Consider the following 18,088-nt stretch of genomic DNA (forward strand, 5'->3'; position numbering starts at 1 on the left):
TTACCGTCTACGAACTGTTCCTGTCCGACGATTCCGAGTTTTGTAACGCCGAGGCGCTGTGCGTCGGCCATGACGTGGATGACGGTTTTGTAGTCTGCCAGACGGTTGGGCTGGAGATGGAATTCTGGTCGGCTGGCCTCGGGCCCGCTGGCGATCTCGCGCAGATGCGCCTGCAGATCGGCTTCCCCATTAATCGGCTGGCCATTCCATGTCAGCGAATTATCAAAGTCCACAACCAGCGTCACCACAGGGGTTTCTTCCGTGCTGGGCGGCGGGTTGCCCTGCGGCAGATCAATCGAGACCGCCTGCGTCTGCAACGGGATGGTGATGATCAGCATGATCAGCAACACCAGCATCACGTCAATCAGCGGCGTGGTGTTGATGTCAACAATACCTTCATCTTCCGTTGTGCTCTCAGAGCCAACATTCATGCCCATGGCTGTGCTCTCCCCACAAGGATGGGGTGGCGTGCTGCGCCACCCGCCCCTGCCTATTTCGGCTTTTCCGTAATGAAATCGATATGGCTGATGCCCGCTTCCTGACACGTCGCCACCAGACGGCCCACACTCTCATAGCGTGTGGTCACATCCCCGCGGATCTGGATCTGCGGCTGGGGCTTTTGCACCGCTGCCTTCTCCAGCCGGGCCAGAAGATCGGCCCGATCTCTGATCGGCGTTTCATTCCAGAAGGTCTGCCCATCTGCCGTGACAGCCAACACCACATTGCTCAGCTTGGTCTGGGTGGGCTGGTTCATGTCCTTGGGCAGCTGCACCTTGACGGTATGTGTCGCCACCGGAATGGTGATCAGAAAGATGATCAGCAGCACCAGCATCACATCCACAAGCGGTGTGGTGTTGATGGCGGAGACGACGTCGTCTTCCCCGCCACTATCGCCAATCTGCATGCCCATAAGCGCTCTCCTTAGCCTTGACCTGACCGATTATCCGACGCGGTTGGATACCGTGGCTGTGGTGGGGGAGTTGTCCGGGCGCACCTCAATCTGCTCTGCAGCCGCACCGTGGCGCACACCCCCGATCAGGATGGACTGCAGGTCAGACGCAAAGTCACGCACCAGATCCATGGCTGTCTTGTTGCGGCGCACCAGCAGGTTGTAGCCCAGAACGGCAGGCACGGCGGTTGCCAGACCAATGGCCGTCATGATCAGGGATTCACCCACAGGCCCCGCCACCTTGTCGATGGATGCCTGACCGGCAATGCCGATAGCTGTCAGCGCGTGGTAGATCCCCCACACCGTGCCGAACAGACCGATGAACGGAGAGGTGGAGCCCACCGTGCCCAAAAAGGCCAGACCCTTTTGCAGGCTGTTCTGGATGTTGTTCACCGCGCGCTGAATGGACATGCCCGTCCAGCTATGCAGATCAATGCTTTCCTGCATCGTGCCTTCATGGTGCTCGGCCGCCACAATGCCGGTATCGGCAATATATCGGAACGGAGATGTGGAGGTGAGAGCTGAAGCGCCTTCCTGAATGCTGTGTTTGGTCCAGAAGCTTTTGGTGGCTTCCTTGGCGGCGGCAAACAGACGGGCCTGCTCAATGAACTTGGTGATCATGATATACCATGTGCCCAAAGACATGATGAGCATGATCAGCAGCACGCCGCGGGCGATGATATCACCGTTGGACCACAAAGCCCCCAGACCGTAGGGGTTGGCTTCTTCCTTGGTGTCTGCCGCAGGTGGGGCCTGTTCGGCCGGTGCGGGTGCTGGGGTGGCATCCGGTGTGGCGGCAGGCGCCGGTGCGGAAGATGGCGCCGCATCGGGGGCTGGAGCCGTGGCCGCAGGCGCTGTGGGGGCTGCATCCTGCGCAAAGGCCGCAACTGGGGCGGCCGTGCTCATCAGCAGCGCCAGAGCCGGAGCGGCAAGACCTGACACAAAAGAACGGGGCAGTCTGGTCATCTTCCTCATAATCCTCATCATCAGGGCCCAATCCGCTACCCTGTTACGCAAGCAGATCGGGCAATCCGTATTTGTACTACTGGCCAGTATGAAAAACTGACCCCGTTTTAGTCATCCAGCCTAAAGCGGATGACATAGACCTTGTGCAGTTCCTTCACCGGAGCGCCATTGCGCGTGGCCGGGCGATACCGGGCCTTGTGCACGTAATCCAACGCCGACTGAGCAAAGGCCTGCCCCCCAGAAACCGACTGCACATGGCAGTTGCTGGTCATGCCCGAAGGTTCCACATCGCAAATCAACGTAACGCGGCCTTCAATATTGTCTTCCTCCATTTCTGGCGGATAGACCGGCTGCACATTGTTTAAAGGTGCCGAACCAGCAGATGTATCTGGTGCATCTGTTGTGCCATTCCCTGCTGCTGCCGCACTGCTTGGAGCAGTTGCTGCTGGCGGTGCCGCTGCCGTTTTGGTTTGCGGTGGCGTTGGGTGCTTGGGCGGCGCCTTGGCCACATGCTTGATGGGCGGCTTGGGCGGTGGCGGCACCTTGATTTTGGGCGGCGGAATATATGGCGGCGGAGGCACTGCCATAACCGGCGGCGGTGGAGGCGGTGGTGGAGGCGGCGGCGGCGGTGGAGGCGGCGGCAGCATGACTGTTTTGATAGGTGGATGTGTAACGGGAACGCTTGCTGTGGTTCCCATACCGTACATCAGCCCCAGCACGCCCATAAGATGCAGCGCGACAACCACCAGCAGGGCAACAACACTGACAACAGCCCCTACCCGGAACGTATATTTCACCGAGCCCGGCTGTTGCTCGTAGTCATTCATATTTGCACGTCCTCCTTTGTCACCCTGCATCTCAACAGATGCTATTGTCTTACCCTTGATGCACAGGGCGTTACCGGAGCCTGTTTACGCTGGCATGACAATAACAGATTGCTGTTCTGCCATACAGGTAACCTTTTCCAACTTTCGATTGGGCAATTAGATAGGCTTTCTGTCAAGAATGTTCTGCTAATTTCACATTTTCTTTCATAAAGACAATCTGTTCTGGCTTAGGAACAAACTCTCTCTAAAGCGGAGTTTTCTTGGCTCTACCGGTGTTTTCTCTGTTCAGTTCTGCCTTTCAGCACAACAAAAAAGCAGGCTCCAGTTTGGGCCTGCTTTTTGTATTTTTATTCCGATATAGAAATAAATACTTACTGAGCAGAGGCACTGGCCTCTGACCGCGTTGCCCCTACGCGCATGGCAAGTGCTGCCGCCATAAAGGCATCCAGATCTCCATCCAGCACGGCATCCGGGTTGCCGGTTTCTACCCCTGTGCGCAAATCTTTTACCATCTGGTAAGGTGCAAGCACGTAAGAGCGGATCTGATGCCCCCAGCCGATATCCGTTTTGGCAGCTTCTGCCGCTGCGGCCTCGGCTTCGCGCTTCTGCAACTCTGCTTCATACAAACGCGCACGCAGCATTTGCATGGCCGTTGCACGGTTGCGGTGCTGGGAACGATCCGTCTGACACGCCACAACAATACCTGTGGGCATATGCGTGATACGGATAGCGGAATCCGTTTTGTTAACGTGCTGCCCACCGGCACCAGAGGCCCTAAAGGTATCTACCTTCAGATCTGCGTCATTGATCTCGATTTCAATGGAATCATCAATAACGGGATATACCCAAACAGATGCAAAGGACGTCTGGCGCCGGGCGGCAGCATCAAACGGTGAAATACGCACCAAACGATGCACACCGGCTTCTGTTTTCAACCAACCATACGCATTGGGGCCAGAAACCTGAATGGTGGCGGATTTCAGACCTGCTTGCTCACCTTCGGAGCTTTCCATCAGCGTGACTTTGTAGCCATGCGCCTCTGCCCAGCGAGTGTACATGCGCAGCAACATTTCTGTCCAATCCTGCGCTTCCGTACCACCAGCACCTGCGTTGACTTCCAGATAGCAGTCATTGCTATCTGCTTCGCCAGAAAGCAGGCTTTCTGTTTCACGCCGTTTGGCTTCTTCCGCCAGATCACGCAGCGTGGCCATGCCTTCGGCCACCAAATCCGCATCACCTTCGGCTTCTGCCAGTTCAATCAGTTCACTGGTATCGCGCACATTGGTTTCAAGCGCTTCCACACCTTCAATCTGATTGGCCAGAAGAGTACGCTCACGCATCATTTTTTGCGCGGCGTCTGAATCGTTCCACAAATCGGGGTCTTCTGCCCGGTTGTTCAGTTCAGCAAGTCTTTCCTGAGCGACATCCCAGTTAAAGATGCCTCCTCAGCAGTGCCACTGACTGCTTGATCTGGTCGTTAAGGGCTTCAGTCTCGGCAGACATCAGGCCGATTCTCCATATTTTTCTATCATGTCAAAAAAGACAGTGCGGTGCTGGTCTCTCAATAAAGGCCACCCATACCAATGTCACCCCCAGCTGGCGCAGAAGGTGCCGCAGAACCAGACGATCCGCTAGCCCCAGAAGGCGCGCTCCCCCCAGCCTGCCCACCGCCAGAACCTTCAGCAGCCATATCGCTTTCAGAATCAGGCATGTTTTCAGCACCTGTATCTGCTGCTGTAAGTTCCTGCGGGTTTACGTTGCTTGAAAGGTTTGCGCTAAGCCCCGGCACCTGCCCTTCCTTAAAGGCATCTATCGCCACGCCCCTGCCCGTATCATACTGCACAAGCGTAATGCCCGCAGGTGGCACAAAATCCTGCCGTGGGTACCCATCCAAGGCGGTTTTCATCACCTTGTTCCACAAGGGGCCCGCAATAGCGCCACCGGTTTCATTCTTGCCGAGAGACTGCGGCGTATCAAACCCAATCCACACTACGGTTACAATATCAGGGGTGTACCCAGCAAACCATGCATCATTGAAGTTCTGGCTGGTGCCGGTTTTGCCTGCAATTGGCACATCTATGCCTGTTCCAGCCCGCATACCCGTGCCGCGCCGGATAACATCCTGCAACATGGTGGTAATCTGGAACGCACTTTGGGCGGATGCCACCTGCTGTCGGCTATCATGCAAGGCAGGCAAATCATTCTGCCCCGGCATCACAATAGGCTGTTGTGCAGGCGCTGGTGCTGGCGCACCTTTTCCTGCGTCTCCAGATTTTTGATCCGATGGCGCATCTGGAAACACAGCATCAGCGGCAGGTTGATCTGCTGTTTGTCCGCTATTGGGTTGCGCTAAGGTGGCTGTGGTCAATGCCAGCCCCTCCGGACGCCAGATCACGTGCCCTTCTCGGTCCTGCACATCATCCACCAAAGTTGGCGTTACCTTGCGCCCACCTGCTGCGAGCGAAGCATAGGCTCCGGCTTCTTTCAGCACCGTGGTTTCCACTGCCCCCAGCGCTGCGGGCAGCACATGCGGCATGGAATCCACCAGCCCCAGGTTGGTTGCCATATCCGCTACGGTTTTCATGCCCAGATGGGCCGCCAAACGAATAGTGACTAGGTTGCGCGATTCACGCAACGCATCATGCAGAGTGGTGGGCCCCCAGAAATCTTTTTCATAGTTATTAGGATGCCATGCCCCGTAGGAAACCGGGGAATCATCAAACTTCTGGGAAGGGGAAATCCCCTGTTCCATGGCATCCAGATAAACAAATGGCTTGAAGGAAGACCCCGGCTGACGCAGCGCCTGCGTTGCGCGATCAAACTGCGAGGCCTGAAATGACCATCCCCCCACCAGAGCCAGAACCCGGCCCGTGCGCGCATTCATGGTAACAATGGCACCTTCCACCACAGGTACCTGCATAAGGGCAACATGCCCCCCCTCGGCCTGCGGTTGCACCATCACCACATCACCCACACGCAATGGTTTGAAGCGCCGCGCCCATGCCATATCCTTGGCCTGCACAACGCCTGTACGGGGCTCTCCTCCGCTTTGAGAAGCATTGTTCCGCCGCACCACGCTGCCTTCTAGCCAGCCCACCTGCCCCTTTGCATCCAGAACAACAGCCAAACGCCATTGGTCAAGCATACCAGCAGGCACGGGCACTCCCCTTAAAGCCTGCACCCAGTCTGCCGTAGAGGCAGATGACCCGATATCGGAAAAATGGTGCACAGGCCCTCGCCAGCCACGATGCGCACGATCATACGCCATCAAGCCTTGGCGCAAAATATCCTGTGCATCGCGCTGGAGCGGCAGATCCAGACTGGTATGAACATCCAAGCCCCCCTGCATTGTTACGTCCTGACCGTAACGCTCCATCAGTTCGCGGCGCACTTCTTCCGCAAACCATTCAGCCCCTGGCGCCGGGCCGGGCCGGGTGAAGCTGCGGGTAGTAAGTGGTTGGGCTTCTGCTACGCGGGCCGCATCATGCGTAATGGCACCAATATCGGCCATACGTTCCAGCACCCAGTTTCTGCGCCCTCTGGCTGCATCTGGGAAACGTACTGGATTATAATTGGTGGGAGACTTTGGCAGCGCCGCCAAAAACGCGGCTTCTGCATCATCCAATTGATCAAGCGGCTTGTTGAAATAGGTTTGGGATGCCGCGGCAATACCATATGCCCCGCTGCCCAGATAAATTTCGTTGAGATAGATTTCAAGAATCTTATCTTTGGGCAGCACCTGCTCCACCCGCATGGCCAAAAAAGCTTCCTTGGCTTTACGCTGGAAAGACACCGCATTGCTGCCCAGCAGCATGATACGTGCCACCTGCTGCGTAATGGTGGACGCCCCAATGGGCCGCTTGCCCTTACCGCGCGTTAAATCTGTAAGCCCGGCACGGGCAATAGCAACGGGGTCCACCCCTTTATGCGTCCAGAACTTCTGGTCTTCCGCCGCAACAAAAGCGTTTTTTACCTTATCTGGCACAGCGCTGATGGGTACAAAAATACGCCGCTCATTAGCCAGTTCAGCAATAAGCTCATCATCCCCAGCGTAAAGGCGGCTCATGACTGGCGGCTGATAGGAGCGTAAGCCCTCTACCGTTGGCAGATCAGCTACAATCCCTTCGTACTGAGACCAAAGCAGAACCACAGCGCCCGTTGTGCCAACCAACGCCAGTGCAGCCGTTGCTCCAATTACCTTCCGCCACTGTCGAAAACGTGGGCGGCGCAAATCGGGCCTGCGATTTTGCGGAGGCCTGCCTTGAGAATGGCTGGAAGATAAACCCGGATCACCAGAAGACGGAGCGCTTGTCATACAGGCCCTTTACCATTCTCACACATAATCGTCTGCCCTGTTTGCGCATTGTAATAAAAATCATGGCCGAATTCCGACCACATGCACAAACAGTTACTAACCTAACATTTCACCTAGCAGGCGGGCTGTATAATCTACCACCGGCACAATACGCCCGTAATTGATACGGGTAGGACCAATAACACCAATAGCACCTACAACCCGGTTCGCGTCATTCCGGGCTGGAGCCATAACAACGGACATGCCCGTGGCCCCAAACAACCCACTTTCCGCACCAATAAAAATACGCACGCCCTCTGACCTCTCCACCAACTCCAACAGACGCAGCATGGTTTCCTGCGCTTCCAGCCGGTCAAACAGTGTTTGAATGGCCAATAGCCTGTCCTGCCCATCGACATCAGCCAATAAACGGGATTGCCCGCGCACAATCAGGGTGCCGCCCAGCCCATCTCCGCCACCATCCCAAATAGCAAGACCACTTTCTACCACCTCTGCTGTTAGACCGTTGAGAATGCTCCGGTCTTCCATCATTTCAGAACTTACGCGCGTGCGTAAATCCGGCAAGGATGCACCCATGGCCCGTGCATTCAGGTAATTTGCGGCCTCCACCAAAGCGGAAGGCGGCATACCCGGAGGCGTTTCAATCACACGGTTTTCAACATGCCCATCCGCCCCCACCAGAATAACCAGTGCACGGTTGCTGCCTAACGCCACAAACTCAATATGCTTGATACCTCCGTCCCCTTTGGGTGCCACCACAAGCCCTGCGGCATCGGACATACCTGCCAAAAGCGAAGAAGCCTCCGTAAGCGTATCTTGCAATGAACGCCCCTTGGCCTCCAGAGATTGGCCAATTACCCGCTGGTCTTCTTCCGAAAGCGCGCCAAACTGCAACAAGCCATCTACAAACAGCCGTAATCCTTTTTCTGTAGGCAGTCGCCCGGCAGATGTATGAGGGGAAAACAGCAATCCAGCTTCTGTAAGGGAAGCCATGATGTTGCGTATTGTGGCCGGAGAAAGCGGCAGCCCAAGCCTGTGAGACACAGTGCGCGAACCAACGGGCTCCCCACTCGCAACATATTCTTCCACCACTTCACGCAGAATAGCCGCAGACCGTGCATTCAGCCCCGGAGGCAGAGCAGCTTTTACTGGCAGCAAACCACGCTTCATGACACAAGGGCTCCTTCGTATATCCATAAATCCTGGATAGCCTTTATATACCTTATTCGTGCAGTTTTACTGCCGACAAAAGCGCATCATACGCGCCACACATCTTAATTTTACCAAGGAGCTTTCTATGCGCCCTTCAGGCCGCCAGCCAGACCAGATGCGCCCCATTACCATTGAAACCGGCTTTGCCCATCACGCTGAAGGTTCTGCCCTTATCCGTGTTGGCGGCACGGAAGTACTGTGCACTGCCAGTATAGAAAACCGCGTACCGCCTTTTTTACGTGGCAAAGGCACCGGCTGGGTTACGGCCGAATACGGCATGCTGCCCCGCGCCACCCACACACGCGGCAACCGTGAAGCCGCCAAGGGCAAACAGTCTGGCCGCACGCAGGAAATTCAGCGTCTTATTGGCCGCTCCCTGCGCGCGGTAACAGATCTGAACGCTCTGGGTGAAATGAGCATTACGCTGGATTGTGACGTGCTGAACGCTGATGGTGGCACGCGCTGCGCTTCCATTACAGGTGCATGGGTGGCACTGCGTCTGGCCCTTGGCAAACTGGTTGCGACCAACGTGCTGCCTCGGCTGCCGCTGCGGGGACAGGTTGCGGCTGTTTCCTGTGGGTTAACAACGGAAGGCGCTGTGCTGGATCTGGATTATGTGGAAGATAGCTCTGCTTCTGCCGACACCAACTTTGTGCTGACAGCAGACCGCCGCATTGTGGAAATTCAGGGCACGGCAGAAAGCGCACCGTTTACAGAAGACGCGTTTGACAACCTGTTCGCACTGGCCCGCAAAGGTGTGACCGAGCTGTTTGAAGCCCAGATAGCTGCCGTGGAAGCTGCGGAAAAAAAGCACGCATGAATTCTATAAAACTAGAACGTGGCAGCACCCTTGTGCTTGCCACGCACAATGCTGGCAAGCTGGCAGAATTTGCCACGCTGCTGGCTGATTTTGGCATTAAGGTTATTTCTGCCGGGGCACTAAACCTGCCAGAACCAGAGGAAACGGCCACCACCTTTACTGGCAACGCTGCCATTAAGGCCTTAGCCGCAGCCAAAGCTGCCAACCTGCCAGCACTGGCCGATGATTCTGGGCTATGCGTAGCAGCTCTAGATGGCGCGCCGGGCATTTATTCTGCCCGCTGGGCTGGCCCCAACAAAGATTTTACCGGGGCTATGGCGCGTATTGAAGAAGGTATTGGCCAAGGCAAACGCAACGCATGGTTTATTTGTGTGTTGTGTCTGGCTCTGCCTGATGGCCGTACGGAAAGCTTTGAAGGCCGTATAGATGGCCAGATTGTCTGGCCACCACGCGGCACGCATGGCCATGGGTATGATCCCATTTTTGCCCCCGAAGGCGAAACCCGTACCTTTGCAGAAATGGCTGATACAGAAAAAAATGTAATCAGCCACCGTGCCCGCGCGTTTGATGCCTTTAAAAAAGCGTGCTTGAGCTAAACAACCGCATTTCGGATTAACCACCTGCCGGTTCTGCGGAACTGACAGGTGGCCCCTGGATAGGGAAACGAATCAGCAAATACGGTGGTTGGCGTTCATCTTTGCCATCATGAAACCCGGCAAGCCGATTCCATTGCCCCAACGTGCAGTAAACATGGGTTTGCGTGCAAAAAATACCATCTGGGGAAAGCACGCGCGGGTCATGCACCATGAGTTCCATAGAACCATCGGTATTGCGGCGGAAAATAGCATCATGCTCGAAATTGGTGGTGTAAATGCGCCCTTGTGCATCTGTTGCCAGACCATCCGCAACGCCTTTCTCCCCTTCATCCTTTACCGCAGCAGCCAAAGTACTTTCTGAGGCAGACATATCAGACAACAAAGCCGTTGGCAGACTATACAAGCGGCGGCTGGTAAGAGGTGAATAAAATACACGACTGGAATCTGGGCTTAGAGTAATGCCGTCTACCCCGCCGGTAACAAATTTGGGTTTTTGCGCGGGATCATATTTGAGCGGCAGCCCTTCCACCACGGCCATAAAACCTGCTTCTGCCTGTATGGATGGATGCTTCCCCAACACGCGCTTTTGCTGTCCTGTGGCAATATCCACCACCACCAAAGCCGGGCTATGGCCGAAGGAACTATCGGTCACGTAAACACTTCCTTCCGCCCCATGCGTAAGATCCACCCGCAAATCATTCATATGGCTATCAGGCAACAAAGCCGGTGATTTGAGAACGATAGAACGCACCAATTTATTAGTAGCAGGGTCAAAACAGACAATTTTTGCAGCCCCCGGCTGCAAAGGTAAGCCAGCCAATTTGCCGTCATCAATCGCCCAGATAAAACCGCGCGTATCCTGTGTCATACCGTGGATGGAAAGAAGGCGTTCTGCCGGAGGTGCATCTGATGGCATGCTCAGCGCAGCGCTTGGCCACGGAACAAGATGGCCGTTTACCAACTCTGCCAGCGTAGCCCCTTTGTGGTTGATGGCATGCCGCGGAAAGCCCACAAAAATACGGCCATTATCCGTAACAACAATGCCTGATGGCCCCGGCCCATAAAACTCTGCCACAATCTCGAACGACCCAGCGGATTCATAACCCTGATCACCATGCACCCCGGTTTGCACAATAGCTCTCGACACTGCACGCGCTGCGCGGGAAAATGCCAGACCTAACCCTATGCCACCGGCTACAAGCAGATGCCGACGTGCAAGTTTTGAGCTGATTATAGGGCTGAGTGATTTTTGATTCAGCGTTATGTTCCTGCGCACCATTCCGTTGTGTCTCCAGTTCTTTGATGAATCTGAAACACAGTGTGGCACAGATTGGCGGATATCCGCGTGATTTCTGTCCGCAACTCTCATCACAACACGGCACAGCACAAAAAAATGGCGCCGGAAACCGACGCCATTTTCTTAAAACGTAATGTTCAAAAAACATAAAGGAGCAGCCAGACCGCCCCTTTATGGCTGAACAATTAGTCTTCGCCGTCTGTATTACGACGACGGATAGCTGCACCCAGGATATCACCCAAGGAAGCACCGCTATCAGCAGAACCGTATTCGTTAATGGCCTGCTTGTCTTCTTCCACTTCACGGCCCTTAATGGTCAGGGCCAGCTTGCGGGCTGCACGATCAACAGAGATGATCTTTGCATCCACGCGTTCGCCAACAGCAAAGCGTTCCGGACGCTGTTCTGCCTTATCACGGGCCAGTTCAGCGCGGCGGATAAAGCCGGTCAGAACATCGTCAACCTTCACTTCGATACCGTTCGTCTGAACAGCGGTCACGATGCAGGTTACGATGGAGCCCTTCTGAACGCTGGCAAGCGCATCGGCTGCCGGATCTTCCTGAAGCTGCTTGATGCCCAGAGAGATACGTTCTTTTTCCACATCCACGTCCAGAACCTTGGCTTTGACAACCTGGCCCTTTTCGTAATGCTTCATGGCTTCTTCGCCCGCTTCGTCCCAAGACAGGTCGGACATGTGAACCATGCCGTCGATGTCTGCAGACAAACCGATGAACAAGCCGAACTCGGTGATGTTGCGGATTTCGCCTTCTACGGTGGAGCCAACTTTGTGCTCTTCCGCGAACTGCTCCCACGGGTTGCGCTGAACCTGCTTGAGACCCAGAGAAATGCGGCGCTTGGCGCTGTCCACATCCAGAACCATCACATCCACTTCCTGAGAGGTTGCGACGATCTTGCCCGGATGTACGTTCTTTTTCGTCCAGGACATTTCGGACACGTGCACCAGACCTTCAACACCCGGTTCCAGCTCAACAAATGCGCCGTAATCGGTGATGTTGGTCACGCGGCCCGTGAAGCGAGCACCCGGCGGGTACTTCAGGGCAACATTTTCCCACGGATCAGCTTCAAGCTGCTTCATGCCAAGGGAGATACGCTGCGTTTCCGGGTTGAAGCGGATAACCTGCACGCGCACTGGCTGGCCGATCTGCAGAGCTTCAGACGGATGGTTGATGCGCTTCCATGCAATGTCGGTCACATGCAGCAGGCCGTCAACGCCACCCAGATCAACGAATGCACCGTAATCGGTGATGTTCTTGACCACGCCATCCAGAATCATGCCTTCCGTCAGGCCCTGGATCAGTTCGCTGCGCTGTTCAGCACGCGTTTCTTCCAGAACGGCACGGCGAGACACAACGATGTTGCCACGAGCGCGATCCATTTTCAGAATCTGGAACGGCTGGGGCACACCCATCAGCGGGCTAACATCACGCACAGGGCGGATATCCACCTGGCTGCCGGGCAGGAACGCCATGGCGCCACCCAGATCAACTGTGAAGCCACCCTTCACACGGCCATAAATGGTGCCGTTGACGCGATGATTGGCTTCGAAAGCCTTTTCCAGGCTGGTCCAAGCTTCTTCACGACGTGCTTTTTCACGGGAAAGCACGATGCTGCCATCGCGATCTTCATACCGTTCAACATATAGTTCAACGATATCGCCGGGCTTAACTTCCGGCTTTACACCCTGAGGTGCAAATTCACGCAGGGCAACGCGGCCTTCACTTTTCAGGCCGACATCAACAATGGCGTAATCATCGGTCAGACGAACAACGCGGCCGCGAACAACGGAGCCATCAAAGCCCGAATCCCGGCCAAGGGTTTCGTCCAGAAGGGTTGCAAAATCTTCACCGCGGAAATGATCCGCAGTCTGGGTTGTGGCTGAAGCCATGTGTAACTGTTAACCTTGGGCCTGCCTGCAATGGGCAAACAAGCTATTCCTGCGCCCCGCATCCTGCGGCACGGCTTACTTGGCGCACCTATAGGGGCCATCCCCTGTAGCCTTTTTGCCAAGCCTCAAATCAAAATAAAAACAAACCTGCATGGTACGCAGTGTTTGATCATGCACAGACACTGTCCGCAGGCCGCTTGTCAATACAAACCACCCGTGCACAGCCTGAAAACTGCCAGAAAAACGGTATTGCGCAACCGCTCGAACACACTTTCGCAGAATTTTTATTCTGAGATTCCAGCGAGTCGTTCCCGTACGATCTGCAATGCTTTTGCCAAAACGGCATCTGCTTCCAGCGTATCTGTCTCAATCACATATGCGTCATCCGCCACAAGCATGGGAGCAGATGCACGCCCGGCATCTGCATCGTCCCGAGTGCGTAAGGCATCTTCTAGTTCTGCTATACGGGTTGGGGCATCTGGAGCATTCCGGTCACCACCAAGCTGCAAAAAACGGCGCAAAGCCCGCGTGCTGGGAGATGCCGTAATAAACAGTTTTACGTCTGCATCCGGAAAAATAGCGGTGCCAATATCCCGCCCATCCAGCACAGCCCCTTTTGCCTGCGCAAACCGACGCTGCGTTTCCACCAAAGCGGCGCGCACTTCTGGCTGCCCTGCCACCTTGCTGGCCGCTTGCGCTACCAACGGGGTGCGTAGATCCGTTCTTTCCAAATCTTCTGGCAACAAACGTGCAGCAAATTCCTGCGCGGGAGAGGCTGGGTCCTGCCCCGCATCCAACGCCAAGCGCCCGACAGCACGGTAGAGCAAGCCTGTATCCAGATACGGCAGGTGCAGAGCTTCTGCCAATCTGCGTGCCAAAGTGCCCTTACCTGCTGCGGCAGGGCCATCTACTGCAATAACTGGGCCGCCCCGCGTCATGCTACAAACCCCGCGCCAATGCTGTTCATCAGATCCAAATACTGCGGAAAGCTGGTTTCGATAAAAGAGGTGTCATCAATTTCCACAGGTTTTTCGGCAACAAGCCCCATAACAGAAGCGCTCATGGCCAAACGATGATCCATGTGGGTTTCCACCTTGCCGCCACCGGGAATATGGCCAGCCGTGCCGTACACGACCATGTCATTCCCTTCCACTGCAGTGCGGACTCCGTTGTTTTCCAACAGTGCTACGGTTGCGGCCAGACGGTCACTTTCCTTCACCCGCAGTTCTTCCACCCCGCAAAAGCGTGAAACACCAGAGGCATAGGCCGCCGCAACAGCCAACACCGGGTATTCATCAATCATGGAAGGCGCACGTTCTGGTGGCACCTCTACGCCCTTGAGAGCAGAAGCCCGCACATGCAAATCCCCCACGGGTTCTCCGCCTTCTGTGCGTGCATTCAGGATTTCAAGCTGCGCACCCATTTCCTGCAATGTGGTAAATAACCCGGTGCGCAACGGATTGAGCCCTACGCCAAAAATGGTGATATCAGACCCAGCCACCAACAGTGCGGCAACAAGCGGGAAAGCGGCGGAGGAAGGATCTCCCGGCACAGCAACATCACGCGCCACAAGGTTGGGCCGCCCCTGCAAACGAATAATCCGACCACCTTCTGGCGTTTTTTCTACGGAAACTTCTGCCCCAAAATGGCGCAGCATATTTTCCGTATGATCACGCGTGGCAACTGGTTCTTCTACGCGCGTTTCCCCCACTGCATTCAACCCAGCCAACAATACAGCGGACTTAACCTGAGCAGAAGCAACGGGAAGACGGTAATCCAGAGGCTTGGGATCTGCCAAGCCGCGAATAGCCATGGGTAAACGGCCACCCTCACGCGCAAGGAATGTGGCCCCAGTGCCTGCCAGTGGGTCCATAACGCGCTTCATGGGTCTGCGGCGCAGGCTGGCATCACCCGTCATCACGGATGTCATGCCGTGGCTGGCCAAAATGCCGGACAGTAAACGAGCTGCTGTGCCCGAATTGCCCATATCCAACACGTTATTCGGCTCTTGAAGCTGGCCGACACCCGGCCCGCTTACACGCCACTGGCCAAGGCCTTCTTGCACGGCATCTGCGCCCAATGCACGCATGGCTGCGGCCGTGCACAACACATCCTCACCTTCCAACAGGCCGGAAATATGCGTGGTCCCTTTGGCAAGGGAGGCAAACATGAGGGCACGATGGCTAATAGACTTATCGCCCGGCACCCGGATGGAACCAGAAAGAGAAGCCGGAGCACGAGAAACCCGTAATGGGCGAGTAGAAGATGTGGTCTGCTGTGTCATACCTTGTTCATTCCGGCGTGTGGGGCGGCAAGTCAATCCGCCAGAAACCATAAAAACTGCTTTCTGCTGCCAGAAAATGCATTTGTTCTGCAAGTCGGGTTTGACAGGACACAAAACACAATGGCATTTGGCGTCGCCTTATAGTCTGGTTCGATTCCACCCCGCGTTGCGGGAGGGAACCGTCCTTCTTTCCGGGGCATCTGTGCCCCCCCAATCTGACTGCTCAGGATCGACAGGTAGCAAGATGTCTCAGCCCGATCTCGGCACCAAACGCGTCTGCGTCTCCTGCGGTGCCCATTTTTATGATCTAAACCGCACTCCTGCCGTATGCCCCAAATGTGGCACGGAACAGCCCCCACTGGTGCCCCGTTTGCGCCGGAATTCTGATACTCTGTCCAGCACCCCGGTAACGGCAGCTCCCGCCAAAAAAACCAGTGAAGACGATATTGATCTGGATACAGATGCGGATACAGATGCCGATGACGTACTAGAAGATACCGCCGATCTGGATGATGACGATGATGATGACATCAGCTCCGATATTGATGTCAGCACGGATTCGGACGAACACGATTCCTGATCTGCTGCCATAAACACAGCAAAGAAAAAGCCCGCCTTTTGGCGGGCTTTTTTATGAAGATCTCATCAATTTTTTACGGAGTTGTTGAACGTCTTTCTATTTCCACCCCCACGGCTTCGATTTCTTCAAAAACATCCAGCTTTTCAATCCGTACCCGCACAACCTTTACGCGATTATCTACCAACACACCGGCGGCAATACGTTCAGCCAGCGTTTCCACCAGCCTTACGTGCCCCTCCGCCACAATCTGGCGTACCAGCACAACCACTTGCTCATAGGAAACTGTGCGGCTCAGATCATCCGCGCCAATTTCCAGATCTGTCCGATCATCCACACCGAACGAAACGGATACGCGAATGCGTTGCGATACCCCCTGTTCGTGCGGAAAGACGCCAATATTGGCATCCAGAATCATGTTGCGGATAAACAGGCGGCGCAAAGGCGGCTGATCCGCCCATGGAGCAAAAACAGCCATTTTCTATTCTTCCAATACAGCACCGGCAGGCAAAGCCGGAGACCATTGTAAATGCTGCCCGCCATCCAACGCCAGCATCTGGCCTGTTACAGAGGGCAAAGCCAGCAGCGCCAGCGCAGCGCGCGCAACTTCTTGCGGTGATGTGCCATGCCCCAAAGGCACAGATGCACATTGCCGGGCAAACTGCTCTTCTGTCTGCCGCGTACTGGGTAATGCTGGCCCGGGGCCTATAGCATTCACACGTATGCCTTTGGGGGCCAGCGCTAACGCCATTGTTTGGGTTAACGTCCACAAAGCGCTTTTAGAAACCGTATAACTGACAAAATGTGGCGTAAGAGACCACACGCGCTCATCCAGCATGTTCAACACCATGCCCTGCGCCGTTTCTGGCAGCGCCTTGGCAAAATGCTGCATCAGCACAAACGGGGCGCGTAGGTTGGGTTTAAGGTGTGCCATCCAGCTTTCACGGGTGACATTATGCCACTCATCCCGCTCAAACGTAGAAGCGTTGTTGACCAGAACACCCAGCGGCCCACCCAAGGCCGCAGAGGCCTGTTGCACCAGAGGTTCTACCCCTTCTTCCCGCGCCAGATCAGCTTGCAACAGGCAGCTTTTTTGCCCGCATGCGTTAATAGCAGCGGCTGTTTCCTGCGCATCTTCCTGCCCGGAGCGATAGTGAATCGCCACATCAAATCCGGCCTGCGCCAACCCTAGGGCTATGGCACGGCCAAGCCGAGCACCTCCGCCCGTAACCAATGCACGACGGGGAATAGCCGCCGAAATGGGAAAACCATTCAGTGGCATCGTGTCTGCCTCCTTTATCGTCATGCAGGGCGCCGTGCGCCCAGTGCTGCTGCCAAAGTGCCATCATCCAGCACATCCAACGCCCCACCCATCGGCACGCCTTGCGCAACACGGCTGACAGTCACGCCACCATAAGATGCAAGCTGATCCATGAGCCAATGCATGGTGGTAGCACCTTCCACCGTGGCACCTAGCGCCAGAATAATTTCGCGCACCGTGCCTTTGTTCAGCTTTTCAAACAGCGGAGCGACGTCCAGATCTTCTGGCCCGATTCCCGCCAGTGGGGACAATGTGCCACCTAGAACCTGATAGACTCCACGATGCACGCCCGCACGCTCCAGCGCCCACAGATCACCCACCGTTTCCACGACACAGATCAGGCCCTGATCTCGCAGAGGATCAGAGCAGATATGGCACGGGTTTATCGTATCCAGATTACCGCAGGATGAGCAGGTTTTTATAGCATTGCCTGCCCGCTCCATTGCGCGCGCTAAAGGTGCCAGCCGGGTTTGAGGCTCCTTTAGCAAATATAGCGCAACCCTGCGCGCAGAGCGCGGGCCAAACCCCGGCAACCGGCCCAAAAGCCGGATAAGCTGCTCTATTTCCTGCCCACCCATACCGGACAATTCTGCTACCCGTTCCGTTATATCAGAACGGCAGCTTCATGCCTGGAGGCAGGTTCAGGCCACCGGTCACTTTCTGCATTTCTTCTGCTGCTTTTTCATCCAGCTTTTTGCGGGCATCTGCACAGGCCGCCACAATCAGATCCTGCAGCATTTCCATTTCTTCTGGATCTGCCAGCTTGGGATCAATTTTAATGGAGCGCATGTCTCCTTTACCGCTCAGCACAACCTGAACCATGCCTGCGCCGGCTGAACCATCAATGTTCATGGCTTCCAGCGTGCTCTGCATTGCTTCCATTTTGGACTGCATCTGCGTGGCCTGCTTCATCAATGAGGCAAGATTTTTCATCAACTATCCCTTTATTCTCAAACTGCCCTGTTACTGGCAGCCTGTTGCTATATGTCACACCACACAGCCTGATGGGCGTGCATTACC

The 18,088-nt window shown here is 55.5% G+C and carries 18 protein-coding genes; 3 read left to right on the forward strand and 15 right to left on the reverse strand.

Annotation, left to right across the window (positions count from 1 at the left end; translation table 11 throughout):
• The 7 genes from FKW19_RS03650 to hrcA form a co-directional block, all read right to left on the reverse strand.
• On the reverse strand, positions 1–437 hold a 437-nt coding region (locus tag FKW19_RS03650; RefSeq protein ID WP_035351224.1), incomplete at its 3' end, for a biopolymer transporter ExbD.
• Positions 438–490: 53 nt separating this feature from the next.
• The gene (locus tag FKW19_RS03655; protein WP_089178349.1) at positions 491–910 is read right to left on the reverse strand and encodes a biopolymer transporter ExbD; all 420 of its coding nucleotides are present in this window, start codon (positions 908–910) and stop codon (positions 491–493) included.
• 30 nt (positions 911–940) lie between these two features.
• Positions 941–1,915, reverse strand: coding sequence for a MotA/TolQ/ExbB proton channel family protein (locus FKW19_RS03660; RefSeq protein ID WP_089178348.1), 975 nt, complete (start codon positions 1,913–1,915; stop codon positions 941–943).
• A gap of 107 nt (positions 1,916–2,022) precedes the next feature.
• Entirely contained in the window at positions 2,023–2,772 is a 750-nt protein-coding gene (locus FKW19_RS03665; RefSeq protein WP_006116656.1) for an energy transducer TonB, read from the reverse strand.
• Between the two features lie 341 nt (positions 2,773–3,113).
• A protein-coding gene (gene prfB, locus FKW19_RS03670; protein ID WP_096884278.1) for a peptide chain release factor 2 occupies positions 3,114–4,245 on the reverse strand; the annotation gives its coding sequence in 2 pieces (ribosomal slippage) (positions 3,114–4,175 and positions 4,177–4,245; 1,131 coding nt in all).
• A 58-nt stretch (positions 4,246–4,303) separates the two neighbouring features.
• Positions 4,304–7,057 carry a penicillin-binding protein 1A gene (locus FKW19_RS03675; RefSeq protein WP_089178347.1) on the reverse strand — a complete coding sequence of 918 codons (2,754 nt, stop codon included), beginning with the start codon at positions 7,055–7,057 and terminating at the stop codon, positions 4,304–4,306.
• A 96-nt stretch (positions 7,058–7,153) separates the two neighbouring features.
• A complete protein-coding gene (hrcA, locus tag FKW19_RS03680; protein WP_193561100.1) occupies positions 7,154–8,254 on the reverse strand; it encodes a heat-inducible transcriptional repressor HrcA in 1,101 nt (366 codons plus the stop codon).
• 100 nt (positions 8,255–8,354) lie between these two features.
• On the opposite strand from hrcA, the gene rph reads away from it, so the two are divergent.
• A complete protein-coding gene (rph, locus tag FKW19_RS03685) occupies positions 8,355–9,089 on the forward strand; it encodes a ribonuclease PH (protein ID WP_035350695.1) in 735 nt (244 codons plus the stop codon).
• On the forward strand, positions 9,086–9,685 hold the full coding sequence (rdgB, locus tag FKW19_RS03690; RefSeq protein ID WP_089178345.1) for an RdgB/HAM1 family non-canonical purine NTP pyrophosphatase: 600 nt from the start codon (positions 9,086–9,088) through the stop codon (positions 9,683–9,685). The genes rph and rdgB overlap by 4 nt, the downstream gene beginning before the upstream one ends.
• Positions 9,686–9,701: 16 nt before the next feature.
• Here the strand turns inward: rdgB and FKW19_RS03695 are convergent, their stop codons facing one another.
• The 4 genes from FKW19_RS03695 to aroA form a co-directional block, all read right to left on the reverse strand.
• Positions 9,702–11,054 (reverse strand): L-dopachrome tautomerase-related protein, encoded by a 1,353-nt coding sequence (locus tag FKW19_RS03695; protein ID WP_193561101.1) that lies wholly within the window; start codon positions 11,052–11,054, stop codon positions 9,702–9,704.
• A 113-nt stretch (positions 11,055–11,167) separates the two neighbouring features.
• Entirely contained in the window at positions 11,168–12,886 is a 1,719-nt protein-coding gene (gene rpsA / locus FKW19_RS03705) for a 30S ribosomal protein S1 (RefSeq protein WP_006116649.1), read from the reverse strand.
• Between the two features lie 284 nt (positions 12,887–13,170).
• Complete coding sequence (gene cmk / locus FKW19_RS03710) at positions 13,171–13,824, reverse strand: (d)CMP kinase (RefSeq protein WP_089178343.1); 654 nt, start codon at positions 13,822–13,824, stop codon at positions 13,171–13,173.
• The gene (gene aroA, locus FKW19_RS03715; protein ID WP_089179855.1) at positions 13,821–15,221 is read right to left on the reverse strand and encodes a 3-phosphoshikimate 1-carboxyvinyltransferase; all 1,401 of its coding nucleotides are present in this window, start codon (positions 15,219–15,221) and stop codon (positions 13,821–13,823) included. Before aroA ends, cmk begins: the two co-directional genes overlap by 4 nt.
• 193 nt (positions 15,222–15,414) lie before the next feature.
• On the opposite strand from aroA, the gene FKW19_RS03720 reads away from it, so the two are divergent.
• Positions 15,415–15,750: a TIGR02300 family protein gene (locus FKW19_RS03720; protein WP_006116646.1), complete on the forward strand. Its 336-nt coding sequence runs from the start codon at positions 15,415–15,417 to the stop codon at positions 15,748–15,750.
• A 73-nt stretch (positions 15,751–15,823) separates the two neighbouring features.
• Here the strand turns inward: FKW19_RS03720 and folB are convergent, their stop codons facing one another.
• From folB to FKW19_RS03740, 4 genes are read right to left on the reverse strand one after another with little or no spacing between them, the layout of a single operon-like run.
• Entirely contained in the window at positions 15,824–16,225 is a 402-nt protein-coding gene (folB, locus tag FKW19_RS03725; protein WP_089178342.1) for a dihydroneopterin aldolase, read from the reverse strand.
• Between the two features lie 3 nt (positions 16,226–16,228).
• A complete protein-coding gene (locus FKW19_RS03730; protein ID WP_035350721.1) occupies positions 16,229–17,029 on the reverse strand; it encodes an SDR family oxidoreductase in 801 nt (266 codons plus the stop codon).
• A 20-nt stretch (positions 17,030–17,049) separates the two neighbouring features.
• Positions 17,050–17,646, reverse strand: coding sequence for a recombination mediator RecR (recR, locus tag FKW19_RS03735; protein ID WP_035350698.1), 597 nt, complete (start codon positions 17,644–17,646; stop codon positions 17,050–17,052).
• A 31-nt stretch (positions 17,647–17,677) separates the two neighbouring features.
• The gene (locus tag FKW19_RS03740) at positions 17,678–18,001 is read right to left on the reverse strand and encodes a YbaB/EbfC family nucleoid-associated protein (RefSeq protein WP_035350700.1); all 324 of its coding nucleotides are present in this window, start codon (positions 17,999–18,001) and stop codon (positions 17,678–17,680) included.
• Positions 18,002–18,088: the final 87 nt, after the last annotated feature.

Source organism: Acetobacter sp. DmW_125128 (assembly GCF_008704325.1).
GTDB classification, from domain to species: Bacteria; Pseudomonadota; Alphaproteobacteria; order Acetobacterales; family Acetobacteraceae; genus Acetobacter; species Acetobacter oryzifermentans.